We start from the raw sequence: 16,911 nt of genomic DNA on the forward strand, positions 1-16,911 counted from the left end.
GCGGGGTACTACGACTACGACACCGAGCGCCGCCCCTCCCCCTCGCAGGTGACCGCCGGGGTGATCGCCGACGTCACCGGCGCCGAGCCACGGACCATGGGGGCGGAGGAGATCGTCCGCCGCCTCATCGCACCGATGATCAACGAGGCCGTCGCGATCCTCGAGGAGAACCACGCGCAGCGCCCCTCCGACGTCGACGTCGTCTGGCTGCACGGCTACGGCTGGCCTGCCGACAAGGGCGGGCCGATGTTCTACGGCGACGTCATCGGCGCGGGCGAGGTCCTCTCCGCCATGGAGGGGCTCGTCCGCGACGACCCGCGCATCCGCCCCGCCGACACGCTGCGCCGCCTTGCTCAGGACGGCGGCCGCTTCACCGAGCTCGACCTCGGTGGGCTGAAGACCCGCAGGACGAAGGGAGACCCGTCGTGAACCTCAAGGACCGCATCGTCGTCGTCACCGGGGCCGCGAGCGGCATCGGACGCGCGCTCGCCGAGCGCTTCGCGCAGGAGGGCGCGCGGACCGTCGTGTGCGCCGACCGCGACGAGGCCAAGGTGACGGCCGTCGCCGAGGCCATCGGCGGCGTCGCCCGGCGGACCGACGTGTCGCGCGAGGAGGAGGTCCGCGACCTCGTCGAGCGGACCGAGGCGGAGGTCGGCCCCATCGACCTGTTCTGCTCCAACGCCGGCATCATGGTGCCCGGCGGTCCTGAGGCGGCCAACGACGACTGGCAGCGGATCTGGGACATCAACGTCATGGCGCACGTGTGGGCGGCGCGGCACGTCGTGCCCTTGATGATCGAGCGGGGCGGCGGCTACCTGCTCAACACGGCCTCGGCAGCCGGCCTCCTGTCGCAGGTGGGCTCGGCGCCCTACGCCGTCACCAAGCACGCCGCCGTCGGCCTCGCCGAGTGGCTGGCGCTCACCTACGGCGACCAGGGCATCAAGGTCTCCGTGCTGTGCCCGCAGGCCGTGCGCACCGAGATGACGCGCGGCAAGGAGGAGGGCGTCGCCGCCATCGACGGGATGCTCGAGGTGGCCCCGGTGGCAGACGCCTGCGTGCGCGCCATCGCCGAGGAGCGCTTCCTCGTCCTGCCCCATCCCCAGGTGCTCGACTACATGCGGCGCAAGGGCGAAGACTACGACCGGTGGATCGGCGGGATGCGCAAGTTGAACCGCCGCTTCAACGCGAAATCGCCTGCTTGACGTGAGGGAAGCTGCCATCTAGCGTGGTGCTCGACTGCGAAACATTGTTTCGCATGCGGTAAAGGCGAGGTGAACATCGCTGCCGCTGGGAGGAAGCACGCCGACGACGTCGGCGGACCGCGCTCGGGGAGGGCCGCGAGGCGATGAGGTCATGCGCCGTTACCTGATCCGGCGTCTCCTGGCGCTGGTTCCGACGCTGCTCCTTGCGAGCATCATCGTGTTCAGCGTCGTCCGGCTGATCCCCGGCGACGTGATCGACCTCATGCTCATCGAGAACGACTTCCAGTCCTCCGGGCTGGAGTCGCGTCAGGCGCTCGAAACTGCGCTCGGCCTCGATCAGCCGATCCACGTCCAGTACGTCGAGTGGGTGTCCAGCATCGTCACCGAGGGGGACCTCGGCCGCTCGCTGTGGCGCAACACCTCCGTCGTCGACGAGATCGCGGCGCGCCTGCCCGTGACGCTGCAGCTCGGCTTCCTCGCCCTCGTCATCTCGCTCCTCATCGCGATCCCCATCGGCGTCGTCTCGGCGGTGCGCCAGGAGACCGCGCTCGACTACGCGGGGCGCACGTTCTCGATCCTCGCCCTCTCGGTCCCGAGCTTCTGGCTCGGCACCATGGTCGTCATACTACCGGCCATCTGGTTCGGCTGGTCGCCGCCGACGCGGATCGTGCCGTTCTTCCAGGATCCGCTCGCGAACCTTGCCACCTTCATCACGCCCGCCCTCGTCCTCGGCGCGGCGCTGTCGGCGGTCACCATGCGGATGACGCGCTCGATGATGCTCGAGGTGCTGCGCCAGGACTACATCCGCACCGCCTGGGCCAAGGGGCTCGCCGAGCGCAAGGTCGTCGTGCGCCACGCGCTGAAGAACGCAATGATCCCGGTGATCACGCTCATCGGACTGCTGTTCCCGATCCTGTTCGGCGGCACCGTGATCATCGAACAGATCTTCCAGCTTCCGGGGCTCGGTCAGCTCCTGTTCGACGCCGTGTCCTCGCGGGACTATCCGATCATCAGCGGCGTGTTCCTGGTGAGCGGCCTCATCGTCATCCTGGTGAACCTCGCGGTCGACCTCACCTACGGGATGCTCGATCCGCGCGTGCGCTATGACTGACGCCGCGCTGCCCCCCGTCGCCCGCAGCGCGCACGAGGCGCGGCGCTCGCCGGTGGTGGAGTTCGTCGTCCGCCTGGTGCGCGAGAAGCCGCTCGGCGCGGTGGGAGCGGCGCTCTTCCTCGTCATGCTCCTCGCCGGCGTGTTCGCCGACGTCATCGCCCCGGCCGGCTACAACGCCATCGACCCGATCAACCGCTTGAAGCCGCCGTCGTGGGAGCACTGGTTCGGGACCGACCAGCTCGGCCGCTCGCTGTTCGACCGCATCGTCCACGGGGCACAGCTCTCGGTCATCATCGCGTTCTCGGCGACGACGCTGTCCATCGTGATCTCCGTCGTCCTCGGCCTCGCGGCGGGCTACTTCGGCGGCCTCGTGGACATGCTCGTCCAGCGCGCCGTGGACGCGTGGATGAGCTTTCCCGACCTCATCATCCTCATCGTGGCGGTCGCGGTCCTGGGTCCGGGCACCTGGCAGGTGATCCTCGTGCTCGGCCTGCTCTACGGGATCGCAGGCTCACGCATCGTGCGCGGCGCGGTGCTGTCCGCGCGGCAGAACGTCTACGTCCTCGCCTCCCAGTCCATCGGCTCGCGCACCCTGTGGATCATGCGCCGGCACATCCTGCCGAACATCATGGCGCCGATCATCGTCCTCTTCACGACGCGCCTCGCGGCGGTGATCCTGGCCGAATCGGGGCTCTCCTTCCTCGGGCTCGGCGTGCCGCCGCCGGCACCGAGCTGGGGCGGGATGCTGAGCCTCGAGGGCCGCAGCTACATGTTCCTCGCCCCCTGGCTCGCCATCGCACCGGGCGTCGCGCTGACCCTCACCGTGTACGGCATCAACGTGTTCGGCGACGCCCTGCGCGACCTCCTCGACCCCCGCATGCGCGGTGCCGGAGGACGATACAACGCGACCGTCGCCTGAAGCGGTCCGACAACGAGGGACGCCCCGTGCGGTCCCGCAACAGAGGGAGGAGCTCGTGAGACAGACCCTTTACGCCGCCACCGCGCTCGCCACGCTGGCGACGATCGGCGCGGCCCAAGCCAACGACGTTCAGCCCGGAGGCACGCTCAACGTCATCACGTACTACACGCGGCTCGACGTGACGACCTGGGACTACCACAAGTGGACCTGGAAGATGAACCAGGACGGTCCGCACCTCGACCACCTGCTGATGGGCGACGTCGAGGCGTTCGGCCCGCGCGGATCGAACGAAAGCCCGTTCACCGCGCAGGACTACATCCCCCGCGAGCACCTGACCGGCGACCTCGCCACGGCGTGGGAGCTGAAGGAGGATCCGCTACGCCTCGAGTTCGCCCTGCGTGAGGACGTCGTCTGGCCCGCCAAGGACGGCCTCATGGAGAGCAGGGCGCTCGTCGCCGACGACGTCGTCACGACGTTCGAGGCGATGTGGGAGAGCGATCGCAAGATCCCGACCTACTGGGACTTCATCGAGCGGTGGGAGGCGGAAGGCGACCACAAGGTCGTCGCCTACCTCGACCACTACAACGCCAACTGGCCGTACCGCATCGGCTGGGGCTTCTACAACGCGATCCTGCCGGCGGAGTGGCACGCGCTCAGCGAGGAGGAGCGCTCCGACTGGCGCAACGCCACCGGAACAGGCCCCTACAAGGTGGAGGAGGTCGTCACCGGCAGCCGACAGATCTACGTCGCCAACGACGAGTACTGGGGCACGACGACCATCGACGGCACCGAGCACGAGCTGCCGCTCAACGATCGGCTCGTCTACCACATCATCAAGGACGATGCCTCGGCCATCGCGACGCTGCGCTCGGGCAAGGCCGACATCATGGAGCAGATCCGCTGGCAGTTCGTGGACGAGCTGCGTCGAAGCGCGCCCGACCTCACCATCGAGCCGTACGGCGCACCGAACGGCACCTACCTCGCGCTGCGCACGGATACGCCGCCCTTCGACAACATCGAGGTGCGGCGCGCGATGAACCTTGCGGTCAACCAGGAGGAGATCCTGGCCGCGGTGATGAACGGCGAGGGCACGCTGCTCAACTGGCCGTTCGCGGCGACATGGGAGGGGCTCTACACCCCGCTGGAGGAGCTGCCGGAGGAGACGCAGGCGCTGTTCGGTCACGATCCGGGGCGAGCGGCCGAGATGCTGCGCGAGGCGGGCGTGCCTGAGGGCTTCTCGTTCGAGGTCATGGTTTGCACGTGCAACCCGACGCACATGGACATGATCCCGCTGCTCGACTTCTACTTCGACCAGGTCGGCATCGACATGCAGGCCAACGCCATGGAGTACGGCGCCTTCCGCAGCCAGATGCGCGAGGACACCATGTCCGCGGGCTACTTGATGGACAACTCAGCGGGCAACCCGTTCGCCACGCTGCGCAAGGCCTTCGTGTCCGACCAGACTTGGAACGCCACGATGCACGCCGACCCCGCCTTCGACGCGCTGTGGGAGGAGGCGAACGCCGAGGTCGACCTTGAGAAGCAGCAGGAGCTCCTGAAGGCGGCGAACCTTGCTGCCATCGATGCGGTGGCGCAGGTGTGGCTGCCGTCTGGCACCTTCTACCGCGCGTGGTGGCCTTGGGTGAAGAACTACCACGGCGAGATGCGCGTCGGCGCCATGCGACCCGGGCCGATCTACGCCCGCGTGTGGATCGACGAGGTGCTGAAGCGGGAGATGGGGTACTGAGCCTCGCCCAGAACGCGACGCCGGCCCCGGCGTCGCAGGCGGTGCGCCCGTCCGAGGGCGCGCCGCTCCTCGAGGTGCGCGGCCTCGTCACCGAGTTCGGGAGTGGCGCGGGGGCGGTGCGGGCGGTCGACGGCGTCAGCTTCGACGTGCGGCGCGGCGAGACCGTCGCCATCGTCGGCGAGTCGGGGTCGGGCAAGTCGGTGACGGCGATGTCGATCCTGCGCCTCATCCCGAGCCCGCCCGGCCGCATCGTCGCCGGCACGGTGATGTTCGACGGCGTCGACCTCCTGACGCTCGAGGAGGCCGAGATCCGGCAGGTTCGCGGCAACCGCATCTCGATGATCTTCCAGGAGCCGATGACGTCGCTGAACCCCGTCCTCACCATCGGGCGGCAGGTGGGCGAGCCCATCGAGGTGCATGAGGACGTGGGGACGCGGAGCCTGCGCCAGCGCTGCGTCGACCTGTTGCGCGGCGTGCGCGTGCCCGATCCCGAGGTGCGGGTCGACGCCTACCCCCACCAGTTCTCCGGCGGCATGCGTCAGCGCGCGATGATCGCGATGAGCCTCGCGTGCGCGCCCCGCCTCATCATCGCGGACGAGCCGACCACCGCGCTCGACGTCACCGTCCAGGCCCAGGTGCTGGAGCTGTTGCGCAAGGTCTCGCGGGACACGGGCTCGTCGCTGATCCTCATCACCCACGACCTCGGCGTGGTGGCGCGGTACGCCCAGCGGGTGAACGTCATGTACGCCGGCCGCATCGTGGAGCGCGGCACCGCGCGGCAGATCTACAAGATGCCGCGTCACCCCTACACGATGGGGCTGATGGCCTCGGTGCCGCGCCTCGACGCCGACACGAGCGTGCGGCTCGTCCCCATCGAGGGCCAGCCGCCGGACTTGTCCGCCCGTCCGACGGGCTGTCCCTTCCACCCTCGCTGCGCCTACGCCGAGGCGCGCTGCCGCGCCGAGGACCCGCCGCTCGAGGAGGTCGCCGCCGAGCACTGGCGTGCCTGCTGGGTCGACCCTAACGCTCCTCGCGGTGGCCATGCCTGAGGTTCTCCTGTCGCTACGGGACGTGAAGGTGCACTTCGCCCCGCAGGCCGGCCTGTTCGGCGGCCGCGGCGGGACCGTGCGCGCCGTCGACGGCGTCTCCTTCGACGTCCACCGGGGGGAGACGCTGGGCGTCGTCGGCGAGTCGGGCTGCGGCAAGTCCACGACCGGGCTCGCCATCGTACGCATGGTGCCGATCACCGAGGGCGCCGTCGTGTTCGAGGGGCTCGACATCACGCAGCACGACCGCAGCGCCATGCGGCCGGTGCGACGCCGCCTCCAGATGATGTTCCAGGACCCGTACGGCTCGCTCGACCCGCGCATGCGGGTTGACGAGATCGTCGCCGAGCCGCTGGTGGCGCACGGCGTCGGGCGCGGTGAGGAGCGCCGCCGCCGCGTCGCCGAGCTCCTCGACATGGTGGGGCTCAACAAGGGGATGGCCGAGCGGTACCCGCACGAGTTCTCCGGCGGACAGCGCCAGCGCATCGGCATCGCCCGCGCGCTCGCGCTCAGCCCGGACCTCATCGTGTGCGACGAGCCCGTCTCCGCGCTCGACGTCTCGATCCAGGCGCAGATCATCAACCTCCTCGAGGACCTACAGCGCGAGCTCGGCCTCACCTACGTGTTCATCGCCCACGACCTTGCGGTGGTGCGGCACATCTCCGACCGCATCCTCGTCATGTACCTCGGCCGGGTCGTCGAGGTCGCGACGCGCGACGAGCTCTACGCCGATCCGCGCCACCCCTACACCAAGGCGCTGATGTCCGCGGTGCCGGTACCCGACCCGGACGCCGAGGACGCGCGCGAGGTGACGTTGGTGGAGGGCGAGGTGCCCAGCGCCATCAACCCGCCGTCCGGCTGCCACTTCCACCCGCGCTGCCCCTTCGCGATGCCGATGTGCCGCGAGGAGGTCCCGGCGCTGCGCCCGCGCGAGGGGCGCATCAACGCCTGCCACCTCTACGCTTGAGCGGCGGGCGAACGGTCGGCGCCACCGGCATTGACTCCCGGCGTGGCGTTGGAAAAACCTACCGGCGACGCCGCACGGCCGGACCGTGTGGGGCCTAGAACAACGGCACCGGCTCGCCACCATGGCGGAACGGGCACACGGGAGGGGACCCATGAGGCACGTAGGGATCCGCGCAGCGCTCGCGGCGATCGTGGTCGGCGCCATGGCGCTCGGGGCGACGGGGGTCGAGGCCGCCGAACGCCTGTCGATCTCCACGTGGGGCAGCCCGAAGCACTACCAGGTGACGGAGTTCGTGCCCCGCTTCGTCGACCTCCTCGAGGAGAAGAGCGACGGCGAGATCCGCACACGCGTCTTCTCCGGCGGCGAGATGGTCCAGCAGCAGTTCGTCGCCTCTGCGGTCCCCCAGGGCACCGTGGACATCTCGCTCACGACGCTCGACAACTGGTCGGGCCTCATCGCCGACGTCGGCATCCTGACGACGCCGCTGTGGGACAAGTCCATGGAGTGGACACGGGACAACCTCAAGCAGGGCTCGCCGATCTTCCAGTACTACGACGAGAAGCTGCGCGAAGAGGGGGCGATGCTCCTCGCGCTGTTCGACATCGGCCCGCCGGTGATGAGCGTGAACTTCGCGCTCGATGGCCCCGAGGACCTCGAGGGCAAGGCGATTCGCGTCTACTCCAAGGGTTCGGGCGAGGTGATGCAGGCGCTCGGAGCATCGCCGACCATCATGGGGGTAGGCGACGTCTATTCCGGACTGCAGCGCGGCACGGTGGACGGCGCCATGGGCGGCCTCGGCGGCGCAGTCGGCCTCAAGCACTACGAGGTGACCGACGAGATGTTCGTGCCGAACGGCGTGCTCGGCACGCTGATCCACGCCTACGTGATGAACCTTGAGAAGTTCGAGGCGCTGTCGCCCGAGCTCCAGGACGTGGTCCTGGAGTCGGCCGCCGAGGCGCGCGATGCCATGCAGCAGGCGGCCATCGACCAGCTCACCGGCCTGCTCGACGAGGTCCGCGCCGCGGGCAAGGAAGTCAACGTCGTCGAGCCCGGCAGCGAGCAGTGGAACGTGTTCCAGGAGGCGCTTGCGCCCCTCGCCGAGGCCGCGCGCTCGACCTACTCGCCCCAGATCGTCGAGCTCGTGACCGGGGAGTGAGCGGGTCGCGGTTCCTGGTCCATGTAGGGGGGCGAGGATGATCCGCGCGGCGGAGACCGTCGGCAGGGCGATGACCGTGGTCTCCATCGCCCTCATGCTCATGCTGTGCCTGCCCATCGCCTACGAGGCGGTGGCGCGCGCCTTCGGCTTCCCCACGATCTGGGTGTTCGAGACGACGCTCTACGCCTTCATCTTCCTGGGCTTCCTAGGCAACGCCCTCGCGGTGCGCGCCGGCTCGCACTTCCGCGTCACGCTGCTCGCGACCGCCTTCCCGGCGCTGAAGCCGGCGCTGGACTGGATCGCGGTGGGTGCGACCGTCGTCTTCGCGCTCCTCATCATCGCGTCCGGCGTCTACTTCGCCGCCTACTCCTTCGAGGGGGACATCCTGTCCTCGACGCTGCTCGAGGTGCCGCTGTGGATCCCCCAGCTCGCGATCCCGCTCGGCGGCCTCGGCCTGCTCCTGGAGACGCTTGTCGCGGCGGCACGGCACCGCGGCTTGCCGGTCTCCCACGTCATGGGGGACTGAGCGCGGAGCGACCCGCGCAGCCATGCTGACCGACTTCATCTTCGACTACGGCGGCTACATCGCGATCGCGCTGCTGTTCGCGTTCATGCTCCTGACGGTCCCCGTGTTCGTCGCCATGGGGCTGTCGGCCTTCGCCGCCGCGCTCCTTCTTGAGGATCCGTTCCTCGCGTTCCGCTCCTTCATCTCCATCGCCTGGCAGGGCGCCTCGATCTTCGAGCTCGTCGCGCTGCCCCTCTTCATCCTGACCGGCACCATCATGCAGCGCACGGACGCGGGCGCCGACCTCTTCGCGGTGACGAAGGCGTGGGCCGGGGCGATCCCCAACTCGCTGGGCGTCGCGACGATCACCGCGTGCGGCGTGTTCGCGGCGATCTCCGGCTCATCCATCGCGACGGCGGCGACGGTGGGCCTCGTCGCGATCCCGCTTCTCCTCGAGGAGGGCTACGGCGAGCGCCGCGCCGGCGGCTTCGTGGCGGGCGGCGGGACGCTCGGCATCATCATCCCGCCGTCGATCCCGCTGATCCTCTACGGCGTCATCACCGAGACCTCGATCGGTCAGCTGTTCATCGCCGGCGTGGTCCCGGGGCTCCTCATGATGGGGCTGTTCACGCTCTACGTGCTCTTGTCGCGTCCGCGGGTGAAGGCGCCGGAGGCACAGCCCGTCGCCGAGCGCCTCGCCACCACCTTGCGCTCGTTCGGCGTGGTGCTCCTGCCCGTCGTCATCATCCTCGCGATCTACACCGGCGTCTTCACGCCCACCGAGGTCGGCGCGTTGTCGGTGATCTACGTGGTGCTGCTCGGCTGGGCGCAGGGCCGCCTCACGTGGGGCAAGCTGTGGCAGGCCTCGACGGTGGCGACCTCCACGACCGCGATGCTGTTCATGCTCATCGTGTTCGGCCAGTACTTCGCGCACTTCCTCACGTTCGAGCAGGTCCCGCAGTCCATCGCCGCCGCGATCATCGAGAACGCGAGCGGGATCTACGCCGTGACCTTGATGATCGCGACCTACATCGTCCTCGGGATGTTCCTGGAGAGCGCGGCGATGCTGCTCATCTCCATCCCGATCTTCTTCCCCGTGGCCGAGCAGCTCGGCTTCCACCCCATCGCGTTCGGCATCTTCGCGGCCATCGCCATGGAGATCGCGCAGATCTCGCCGCCCATCGGGGTCAACCTCTTCACCATCCACGGCATCTCCGGGATCAGCCTCGGCCGCCTCGCGCGCGGCGCCCTGCCCTTCCTGCTCATCCAGGTCGCCATGCTGTACGTCGTCTACTTCTTTCCCGGGCTCGTCCTGTGGCTGCCGAGCCTCATGATGTGACGCGTCCCTGACGGAGACCCCGATGAAGCTGACCGACGAGGAGGAGGCGATGCTCGCCGGCGCCATGGGCGAGCCGCGGCGCTGGGCCGTCGACCACATGATGAAGGTCGGCCGCATGTTCGATGCGCAGGACCTCGTCCCCGTCTCCCAGGCGCACATGATGGCCGACCCCGAGTCCCTCGGCGAGGCGGGCGTCGCGCTCCTGGAGCGCCTCGCCTCCCACGACGAGGCCGAGCGGCGCGTCGCCGTCCCGATGCTCACCGACCCGCGCGGCGTCGACCTCAACCACTATCGCCCGCTCGGACAGACCGAGGCGATGGCGGACCTCGAGCGGCGCACCATCGCGGCCTGCGAGCGGCTCGGCATCCTGATGACGGACACCTGCATCAACTACCAGACCATCATGCCGCCGCTCGCCGGCGACCATGTGGCCTACGGCGACACCGGCGTCGTGATCTACTCCAACAGCGTGCTCGGCGCCCGGTCCAACTTCGAGGGCGGGCCGAGCGCGCTCGCGGCCGGGCTCACCGGGCGCACGCCGCGCTACGGGCTGCACCTCGACGCCCACCGGAGGGCGACCAGGCGCTACGTCGTGCGCTCGGAGCCGCGCGAGCTCACCGAGTGGGGCGTGCTCGGGGCCGTCGTGGGCCGCCTGTGCGGCTCGTACTGGGAGGTTCCTGTGATCGAGGGGATCAGCCGCGTCCCGACGTCGGACGAGATGAAGCACTTCGGCGCCGCCATGGCGAGCTGGGGGTCGACGCCGCTGTTCCACATCGTCGGCATCACGCCCGAGGCGCCGACGCTCGCCGCGGTGGATGGCGAGCGCCTGGCGGCCGTCGAGGTCACCGACGACGACCTCGCGGACCTGCGGTCCGCGTTCGGCGGCGCCGGGGACGCGGTGGACGTCGTCGTGTTCGCCGCGCCCCAGCTCTCCCTCGTGGAGATGCAGATGGTCGCCGACCGGCTCGCCGGACAGCGCGTCCACCAGGACACCTCGCTCGTGGTGTGCACCTCGCCGGGGGTCTACGCGGACGCGACGCGCATGGGGCACGTCGCCCGCATCGAGGCAGCCGGCGGCACCGTCCTGTCGGGCACGTGCTTCTACCAGCAGTACGCGCGCGAGATCGGCGAGGCCAACGGCTGGCGCCGGCTCCTGTCGAACTCGGCCAAGATCGTCAACATCCTCGGCGGCTATGGCTACGAGCCGGCACTCGCCTCCATGGACGCGTGCGTCGCCTCCGCCGTCGCGGGGAGGATCGTCGCGTGATCGTGCTCGCCTGCCACCCCGGCATCGGCCCGAAGGTGGAGGGAGAGGCGTTGGTGGCGCGAGACAACTTCTCCGCCCGCTACGACCTCGACCGGCTCGCGGGCGTCTTCTCGCGCCCCAGCCACGCCCTCGTCGGGCAGTCCTACGTGGGCAAGATCCTCGTGCTCAACACCGCCAAGGGCGGCGTCGCCACCGCCTGGATGCTGCATGAGATGGCGTCGCGCGGCCTCGCGCCGCTGGCGATCCTGTTCAACCGCGCGAACACGATCCTCGGCCAGGGCGCCGCGCTCGCCGACATGGCCATGGTGGACCGCTTCGAGGACGGGGACGTCACCACGCTGATCCGCACCGGCGAGCGCGTCACCGTTGATCCCGATGCGGGCCGTGTCGAGGTCCATCGCGGCGCCTGACCGCTCGCCTTGCGGGCATCGCACGCCGCCGCTAGCCTCCCCGCTCGAAGCCGGCCGCCGGTGGCACGCCCGCTGCATGTCCCAGCGTCACAGCATCCAAGAAGCATCCAAGGAGGACTGCCAACATGTTCAGATCGAAGCGCACGCTCGCCCTCGTGGCCGGCGTCGGCGTGGCCGCCCTGTCCGCCGGGGCCCTCGCGCAGGCACCGAGCTTCTTCCGCATCGCGTCGGGCAGCGCGGGTGGGTCATACTACCCGATCGCCGGGCTCATCGCGAACGCCATCTCCAACCCGCCGGGCTCGCGCCCGTGCGAGGAGGGTGGCTCGTGCGGCGTGCCGGGGCTCATCGCCGTGGCGCAGTCGGCCAACGGATCGGTCGCCAACGTCAACGCGATCCAGTCCGGCGCGGTGGAGTCCGGCTTCTCCCAGTCCGACGTCACGCATTGGGCCTACAACGGCTCCGGGCTGTTCGAGGGCAAGGAGCCGCTGAAGGACCTCAGGTTCATCGCCAACCTCTACCCCGAGCACGTCCACGTTTACACGCGCAGCGACTCCGACATCGAGACGTTCGAGGACCTGCGAGGCAAGCGGATCAACATCGGCCTGCCCGCCTCGGGCGCGAAGGTCGGCGCGACCCTGATCCTTGAAGCCGGAGGGATGGTCGAGAACGAGGACTACGAGGCCGCCTACCTCAACACCCAGCAGGCGACCGAGCGGCTGCAGGACGAGCAGATCGACGCCGCGCTGACCGTGACGGGCTATCCGAGCGCCGGCATCGCGCAGCTCGCCTCGGTGGTCGGCCTCAAGCTCATCGACATCCCGCAGGAGGTGCAGGACAAGGTCGTCGAACAGGCACCGTTCTACTACAGCGCCGAGATCCCCGCCGACGCCTACCAGGGGCTCGAGGATGCCACCTCAACGGTCGCCGTCGGGGCGCAGTGGCTCGTCGGCGCTGACGTCGATGAGGAGCTCGTCTACGGCGTCACCAAGGCATTGTGGAACGAGAACAGCCGCGAGTTGCTCGACAACGGTCACGCGAAGGGCGCCTCGATCTTGCAGGAGAACGCGCTGGTCGGCCGCGTCATCCCGCTCCATCCGGGCGCAGAGCGGTTCTACAAGGAAGCCGGGCTCGTCGAGTAATCCCGTCACGGGCCGGGCGCGCCCCGGCCCACCCGCGGAGGGACCTGCATGGCCACCGTCGACCAGACCCGTGCTGACGCAATGGAGCAGGAGTACGACCCGTCCCAGTCCTGGCGACCCCTGACGGGGGTCGTCGGGCCGCTAGCGTACCTGATGCTCCTCGGCCTCGCGCTCTACCAGTACTACGGCGCGGGCTTCGGCACCCCGGCCGCGCACTGGCACAAGGGCATCTTCCTCGGCGTCGTCCTGTTCCTCATCTTCCTGGTGTTCGACGCTGGGAAGCGCCACACGGTGCGGCCGGGCCTCCTGCGTCCCGGCAACGTGCCGTGGTACGACTGGCTGCTCGCCGTCGCGAGCCTCGTCGCGGCGCTCTACCTGCCCTTCACCATCGAGAGCCTGACGTTCCGCATCGGCTCGCCGAACACCACCGACCTCGTCATGGGGACGATCCTCATCGTCACGGTGTTCGAGGCGACGCGGCGCGTCATGGGCATCGTCCTGCCCATCATCGTGCTCGCGTTCCTGCTTTACGGGGTCTTCGGCCAGTACGCGCCGTTCCAGGTGCTGCGCCATCCTGGCACCTCGTGGGACGGCTTCGTGAGCCACGTCTACATGACGACTGAGGGCATCTACGGTATCCCCCTCGGCGTCATCTCCACGGTCGTGTTCCACTTCGTCCTGTTCGGCACCATCGCGACGCGCATGGGCCTCGGCCAGTTCTTCATCGACATCGCGCAGTGCGTCGCAGGGCGTTACCCCGGCGGCCCCGCGAAGGTGGCCGTCATCGCCTCGTCGATGTTCGGCACCATCAACGGCTCATCCATCGCGAACACCGTGACGACCGGGGCGCTCACCATCCCGGCCATGAAGCGGATCGGCTACCGACCGCACTTCGCGGGCGCGGTGGAGGCGGCGTCCTCCACCGGGGGGCAGATCACGCCGCCCATCATGGGCGCCGCTGCCTTCGTGATGGTCGAGTTCCTTGAGATCCCGTACACGACCATCATCCTCGCCGCGGCGATCCCGGCGGCGATGCACTACCTCGGCGTCCTCACCATCGTGCACCTCGAGGCCAAGCGCCTCGGGCTGAAGGGGCTGCCGCGCGAGGAGGTGCCGCGCTTCCTCGACGTCCTGAAGCGCGGCTGGCCGACGATGCTGCCGCTGATCGCGCTCATCTGGGTCCTGTTCTCCGGCGCGACGCCCTTCCTCGCCGCGTTCTGGGGCATCACCGGCTGCATCATCGTCGGGCTCGTCAACCCGATGAACCGGGTCGGCGTGCGCGACATCCTCGACGCCTTCCAGCTCGGGGCGAAGTACGCCCTCGTGGTCGGCGCGGCGGCGGCGGCCGTCGGCATCGTCGTCGGCGTGGTGACGATCTCGGGGGCCGGCTTCCGCGTCTCCTTCATGGTGACGTCCGCGGCCGCCGACCTCGGCGGGTTCATCACCGGCTGGGGCAGCATGCTCCCGTTCGGCTTCTTCAGCCTAGAGGACGTGAGCCTGTTCCTGACGCTGGTCTTCATCGGCATCGCATGCATCGTCATGGGCGCCGGCATCCCGACGACCGCGCTCTACATCATCCTCGTCTCCGTGGCGGCGCCGGCGCTGGTGCAGCAGGGCATTCCGCCGCTCGCTGCGCACCTCTTCGTGCTCTACTTCGGCGTCCTTGCCGACATCACGCCGCCGGTGTGCACCTCCGCCTACGCCGCGGGCGCCATCGCCGGCGCCAACCCGTTCCGCACCGGGGTGACCGCCTTCAAGCTGGGCAACGCCAAGGTGATGGTGCCATTCGTGTTCGTCTACGCGCCGACGATGCTCATCGTGCTGCCGGAGCACTTCACGATCGCCTCGTTCCTGTTCGTCACGCTCACCTGCGCGATCGGCGTGATCCTGCTCGCCACCGCGCTGACCGGCTACTGGCTACGCCCCCTCGCCCCGCCGGTGCGGCTGTGGGTGGGGATCGCCGCCGTCCTCGTGGTCGTCCCGGCGCTCCCGGCGAACCTCGTCGGCGCCGCCATGGTGGCGCCGGTGATCCTTTGGGAGGTCATCGCCCAGCGCCGGCGCGACATCCCTGCGCCGGAAGCCGCGGAGTAGGAGGCGCGCTACCCGGCCGCGGCCCGCGCCGTCGCACCGGACTGCGCGGTGCCGTAGACCGGGGTGCGCCAGTCCGCGTAGTCCGCGCGGCGGGCGTAGACGACGTCGAAGTAGACCTCCTGCAGTCGCTTCACGACGGGTCCGGGCCTGCCGTCGCCGAGGTCGATGCCGTCGACGTTGACGATGGGCGCCACCTCCCACCCGGTGCCGCAGAAGAACGCCTCCTGCGCGCCGTAGAGCTCGCTGCGGTCGATGTCGCGCTCCACGACCTCCATGCCGAGCTCGTCGCGGGCGAGCTTCAGCACCGTCTCGCGCGTGATGCTTTCCAGGATGTCGCTGGTGACGCTCGGGGTGACGAGCCTGCCGCCGCGCACCATGCCGAAGCACATGCTCGGGCCCTCGGCGAGCTTGCCGCGCGAGTTGACCAGGATCGCCGTGTCGTAGCCGTCGGTGCGCGCCTGGAGCGTGGCGAGCCGGCCGTTCTGGTAGTTCGCGTTGCACTTGATGCGCATGGGGCTCATCTCGTCGGCGATGCGCTGCCACGAGCTGACCTGCGCGCGGCAGCCCTCCGTCACGCGCTTGGGCAGCGCGCGCGGCACCGCGGTGACGGCGAAGCCGGTCGGGCCGCGCGCGCCAAGCTCGCCGTTGCCGTCCACCCAGGCGGTGGTGCGGATGTGCACCGTCGTGCGCAGGTCGTTGGCCCGCACGAGCTCCAGCGTGCGCGCGATCATCTCATCGGGCGGAACGATCTCCTGAAAGCGCATGGCGACCTGGGAGTAGACGAAGCGCTCGGCGTGCTCGGCCATGCGGAAGAGGTACATCTCGTCGTCCTCCTCGCTCCAGTAGCCGCGGATCCCCTCGAACACCGCCGCGCCGTACTTCGCCGCAGGCGTAAAGATGTGGATCTTCGCCTCCGCCCAAGGCACGATCTCTCCGTTCATGAACACGTAGGGCGAGAGGGCTTCGGTCATTGAAGGGTTGCTCCGTCTGGTCGAGTATGGGGCCGCGGCCGTGGCACGCACCTTGCTCCGTGGGATCGAGTGACCCGAAATCCATGCTGGGTCCACACCACGAGCGTCGCGCGCCACGTTGCCGGTACGCGGCGCGCCGGCCCGAGTCGAGCCTGCAAGCGTCGAGCGCCACACCGTTCGTGGCGGCAAGGGGTCGAGCCCGAGGAGAACTGAGAGCATGCACCGCACCATGTCACGGACCATCGCCGCGGCGCTCGCCGCGCTCGTCAGCGCCGCCGGCGCCGCCCAGGCGCAGCAGCCGCCGCAGCAGATCACCATCTTGTCCGGTCCCCAGGGCGGGTCCTGGTACGGCATGGGAGGCGGCCTCGCCGACCTCTTCGCCGACGCCGGCGTGCGCGCCAACGCCGAGGTGGGTGGGGGCATCTCGAACCTCATCTCCGTCGCACGAGGGATGGGTGAGCTCGCCTTCTCCATGAGCATCGTGCCCCGCATGGGCGAGCTCGGCATGGAGCCGTTCCCCGAGAAGGTCACCGGCATCAGTGCGCTCGGGCGGCTCGCGGAGAACAAGGTCCACATCGTCGTCAGCAAGGACAGCGGCGTCACCGCGGTGACCGACCTCGCAGGCCAGGCGTTCGCGTCCCAGCCGGTGGGCAACGTGACGACGGAGGCGTTCAAGGCCGTGCTCGCGGCCAACAACCTCGGCGAGGACGACCTTGAGATCACACGCGGCGGACAGGGCTACGGCGCGAGCGAGATGAAGGACCGCCGCATCGTCGGCTTCACCGCCACCACCAACCCGCCGAGCCCCGCCTTCGCCGACGTCGCGCAGAACCTCGACGTGCGCTTCCTGCCGCTCGACGAGGCGACGTTCACCGCCATGAAGGCGGAAAACCCGGGCTTCACCCGCGCGGAGATCCCGGCCGGCAGCTACCGAGGGCAGGAGGAGGCCGTGCCCACCGCCGGCACCGACCTCATCCTCGTCGTCAGCCAGTCGATGTCGGAGGACGAGGCGTACTGGATGACGAAGACGCTCGCGGAGAA

At 69.5% G+C, this 16,911-nt stretch carries 16 protein-coding genes; 15 read left to right on the forward strand and 1 reads right to left on the reverse strand.

The window, feature by feature from the left end; all coding sequences use genetic code 11:
- From ACOOE8_RS00135 to ACOOE8_RS00200, 14 genes are all read left to right on the forward strand, one after another.
- The coding region (locus tag ACOOE8_RS00135) for a 3-hydroxyacyl-CoA dehydrogenase family protein (RefSeq protein ID WP_420391241.1) at positions 1-429 on the forward strand (429 nt) is incomplete at its 5' end.
- Positions 426-1,202: an SDR family oxidoreductase gene (locus ACOOE8_RS00140; RefSeq protein WP_420391242.1), complete on the forward strand. Its 777-nt coding sequence runs from the start codon at positions 426-428 to the stop codon at positions 1,200-1,202. The genes ACOOE8_RS00135 and ACOOE8_RS00140, both read left to right, overlap by 4 nt.
- Positions 1,203-1,353: 151 nt before the next feature.
- Positions 1,354-2,313, forward strand: a complete 960-nt coding sequence (locus ACOOE8_RS00145) for an ABC transporter permease (protein WP_420391243.1) — start codon at positions 1,354-1,356, stop codon at positions 2,311-2,313.
- Positions 2,306-3,232 (forward strand): ABC transporter permease, encoded by a 927-nt coding sequence (locus ACOOE8_RS00150; RefSeq protein WP_420391244.1) that lies wholly within the window; start codon positions 2,306-2,308, stop codon positions 3,230-3,232. The genes ACOOE8_RS00145 and ACOOE8_RS00150 overlap by 8 nt, the downstream gene beginning before the upstream one ends.
- Positions 3,233-3,287: 55 nt before the next feature.
- Positions 3,288-4,979 carry an ABC transporter substrate-binding protein gene (locus tag ACOOE8_RS00155; RefSeq protein ID WP_420391245.1) on the forward strand — a complete coding sequence of 564 codons (1,692 nt, stop codon included), beginning with the start codon at positions 3,288-3,290 and terminating at the stop codon, positions 4,977-4,979.
- A gap of 41 nt (positions 4,980-5,020) precedes the next feature.
- Positions 5,021-6,028 carry an ABC transporter ATP-binding protein gene (locus ACOOE8_RS00160; RefSeq protein ID WP_420391246.1) on the forward strand — a complete coding sequence of 336 codons (1,008 nt, stop codon included), beginning with the start codon at positions 5,021-5,023 and terminating at the stop codon, positions 6,026-6,028.
- Positions 6,021-6,992, forward strand: a complete 972-nt coding sequence (locus tag ACOOE8_RS00165; RefSeq protein WP_420391247.1) for an ABC transporter ATP-binding protein — start codon at positions 6,021-6,023, stop codon at positions 6,990-6,992. The genes ACOOE8_RS00160 and ACOOE8_RS00165 overlap by 8 nt, the downstream gene beginning before the upstream one ends.
- Before the next feature lie 151 nt (positions 6,993-7,143).
- Positions 7,144-8,148, forward strand: coding sequence for a TRAP transporter substrate-binding protein (locus ACOOE8_RS00170; RefSeq protein ID WP_420391248.1), 1,005 nt, complete (start codon positions 7,144-7,146; stop codon positions 8,146-8,148).
- A gap of 37 nt (positions 8,149-8,185) precedes the next feature.
- A complete protein-coding gene (locus ACOOE8_RS00175; RefSeq protein ID WP_420391249.1) occupies positions 8,186-8,674 on the forward strand; it encodes a TRAP transporter small permease in 489 nt (162 codons plus the stop codon).
- Between the two features lie 22 nt (positions 8,675-8,696).
- A complete protein-coding gene (locus ACOOE8_RS00180) occupies positions 8,697-9,992 on the forward strand; it encodes a TRAP transporter large permease (protein WP_420391250.1) in 1,296 nt (431 codons plus the stop codon).
- A gap of 22 nt (positions 9,993-10,014) precedes the next feature.
- Positions 10,015-11,259 (forward strand): aconitase X, encoded by a 1,245-nt coding sequence (locus tag ACOOE8_RS00185; RefSeq protein WP_420391251.1) that lies wholly within the window; start codon positions 10,015-10,017, stop codon positions 11,257-11,259.
- Positions 11,256-11,669 carry an aconitase X swivel domain-containing protein gene (locus ACOOE8_RS00190; protein ID WP_420391252.1) on the forward strand — a complete coding sequence of 138 codons (414 nt, stop codon included), beginning with the start codon at positions 11,256-11,258 and terminating at the stop codon, positions 11,667-11,669. The genes ACOOE8_RS00185 and ACOOE8_RS00190 overlap by 4 nt, the downstream gene beginning before the upstream one ends.
- A gap of 125 nt (positions 11,670-11,794) precedes the next feature.
- Positions 11,795-12,808, forward strand: coding sequence for a TAXI family TRAP transporter solute-binding subunit (locus tag ACOOE8_RS00195; RefSeq protein ID WP_420391253.1), 1,014 nt, complete (start codon positions 11,795-11,797; stop codon positions 12,806-12,808).
- Between the two features lie 48 nt (positions 12,809-12,856).
- On the forward strand, positions 12,857-14,899 hold the full coding sequence (locus tag ACOOE8_RS00200) for a TRAP transporter permease (RefSeq protein ID WP_420391254.1): 2,043 nt from the start codon (positions 12,857-12,859) through the stop codon (positions 14,897-14,899).
- Between the two features lie 8 nt (positions 14,900-14,907).
- Here ACOOE8_RS00200 and ACOOE8_RS00205 read toward each other — a convergent pair whose 3' ends face one another.
- The gene (locus ACOOE8_RS00205; RefSeq protein ID WP_420391255.1) at positions 14,908-15,870 is read right to left on the reverse strand and encodes a branched-chain amino acid transaminase; all 963 of its coding nucleotides are present in this window, start codon (positions 15,868-15,870) and stop codon (positions 14,908-14,910) included.
- A gap of 217 nt (positions 15,871-16,087) precedes the next feature.
- On the opposite strand from ACOOE8_RS00205, the gene ACOOE8_RS00210 reads away from it, so the two are divergent.
- On the forward strand, positions 16,088-16,911 hold an 824-nt coding region (locus tag ACOOE8_RS00210; RefSeq protein ID WP_420391256.1), incomplete at its 3' end, for a TAXI family TRAP transporter solute-binding subunit.

The sequence above is a fragment of the Acuticoccus sp. genome (genome assembly GCF_965213555.1).
GTDB lineage: Bacteria > Pseudomonadota > Alphaproteobacteria > Rhizobiales > Amorphaceae > Acuticoccus.

What these genes read in the sequence shown, in the direction of transcription:
- ACOOE8_RS00170 (WP_420391248.1), top strand. Translation starts at nt 7,144, where the DNA reads ATGAGGCACGTAGGGATCCGCGCAGCGCTCGCGGCGATCGTGGTCGGC.
- ACOOE8_RS00165 (WP_420391247.1), top strand. Translation starts at nt 6,021, where the DNA reads ATGCCTGAGGTTCTCCTGTCGCTACGGGACGTGAAGGTGCACTTCGCC.
- ACOOE8_RS00185 (WP_420391251.1), top strand. Translation starts at nt 10,015, where the DNA reads ATGAAGCTGACCGACGAGGAGGAGGCGATGCTCGCCGGCGCCATGGGC.
- ACOOE8_RS00180 (WP_420391250.1), top strand. Translation starts at nt 8,697, where the DNA reads ATGCTGACCGACTTCATCTTCGACTACGGCGGCTACATCGCGATCGCG.
- ACOOE8_RS00150 (WP_420391244.1), top strand. Translation starts at nt 2,306, where the DNA reads ATGACTGACGCCGCGCTGCCCCCCGTCGCCCGCAGCGCGCACGAGGCG.
- ACOOE8_RS00175 (WP_420391249.1), top strand. Translation starts at nt 8,186, where the DNA reads ATGATCCGCGCGGCGGAGACCGTCGGCAGGGCGATGACCGTGGTCTCC.
- ACOOE8_RS00205 (WP_420391255.1), bottom strand. Translation starts at nt 15,870, where the DNA reads ATGACCGAAGCCCTCTCGCCCTACGTGTTCATGAACGGAGAGATCGTG.
- ACOOE8_RS00195 (WP_420391253.1), top strand. Translation starts at nt 11,795, where the DNA reads ATGTTCAGATCGAAGCGCACGCTCGCCCTCGTGGCCGGCGTCGGCGTG.
- ACOOE8_RS00145 (WP_420391243.1), top strand. Translation starts at nt 1,354, where the DNA reads ATGCGCCGTTACCTGATCCGGCGTCTCCTGGCGCTGGTTCCGACGCTG.
- ACOOE8_RS00200 (WP_420391254.1), top strand. Translation starts at nt 12,857, where the DNA reads ATGGCCACCGTCGACCAGACCCGTGCTGACGCAATGGAGCAGGAGTAC.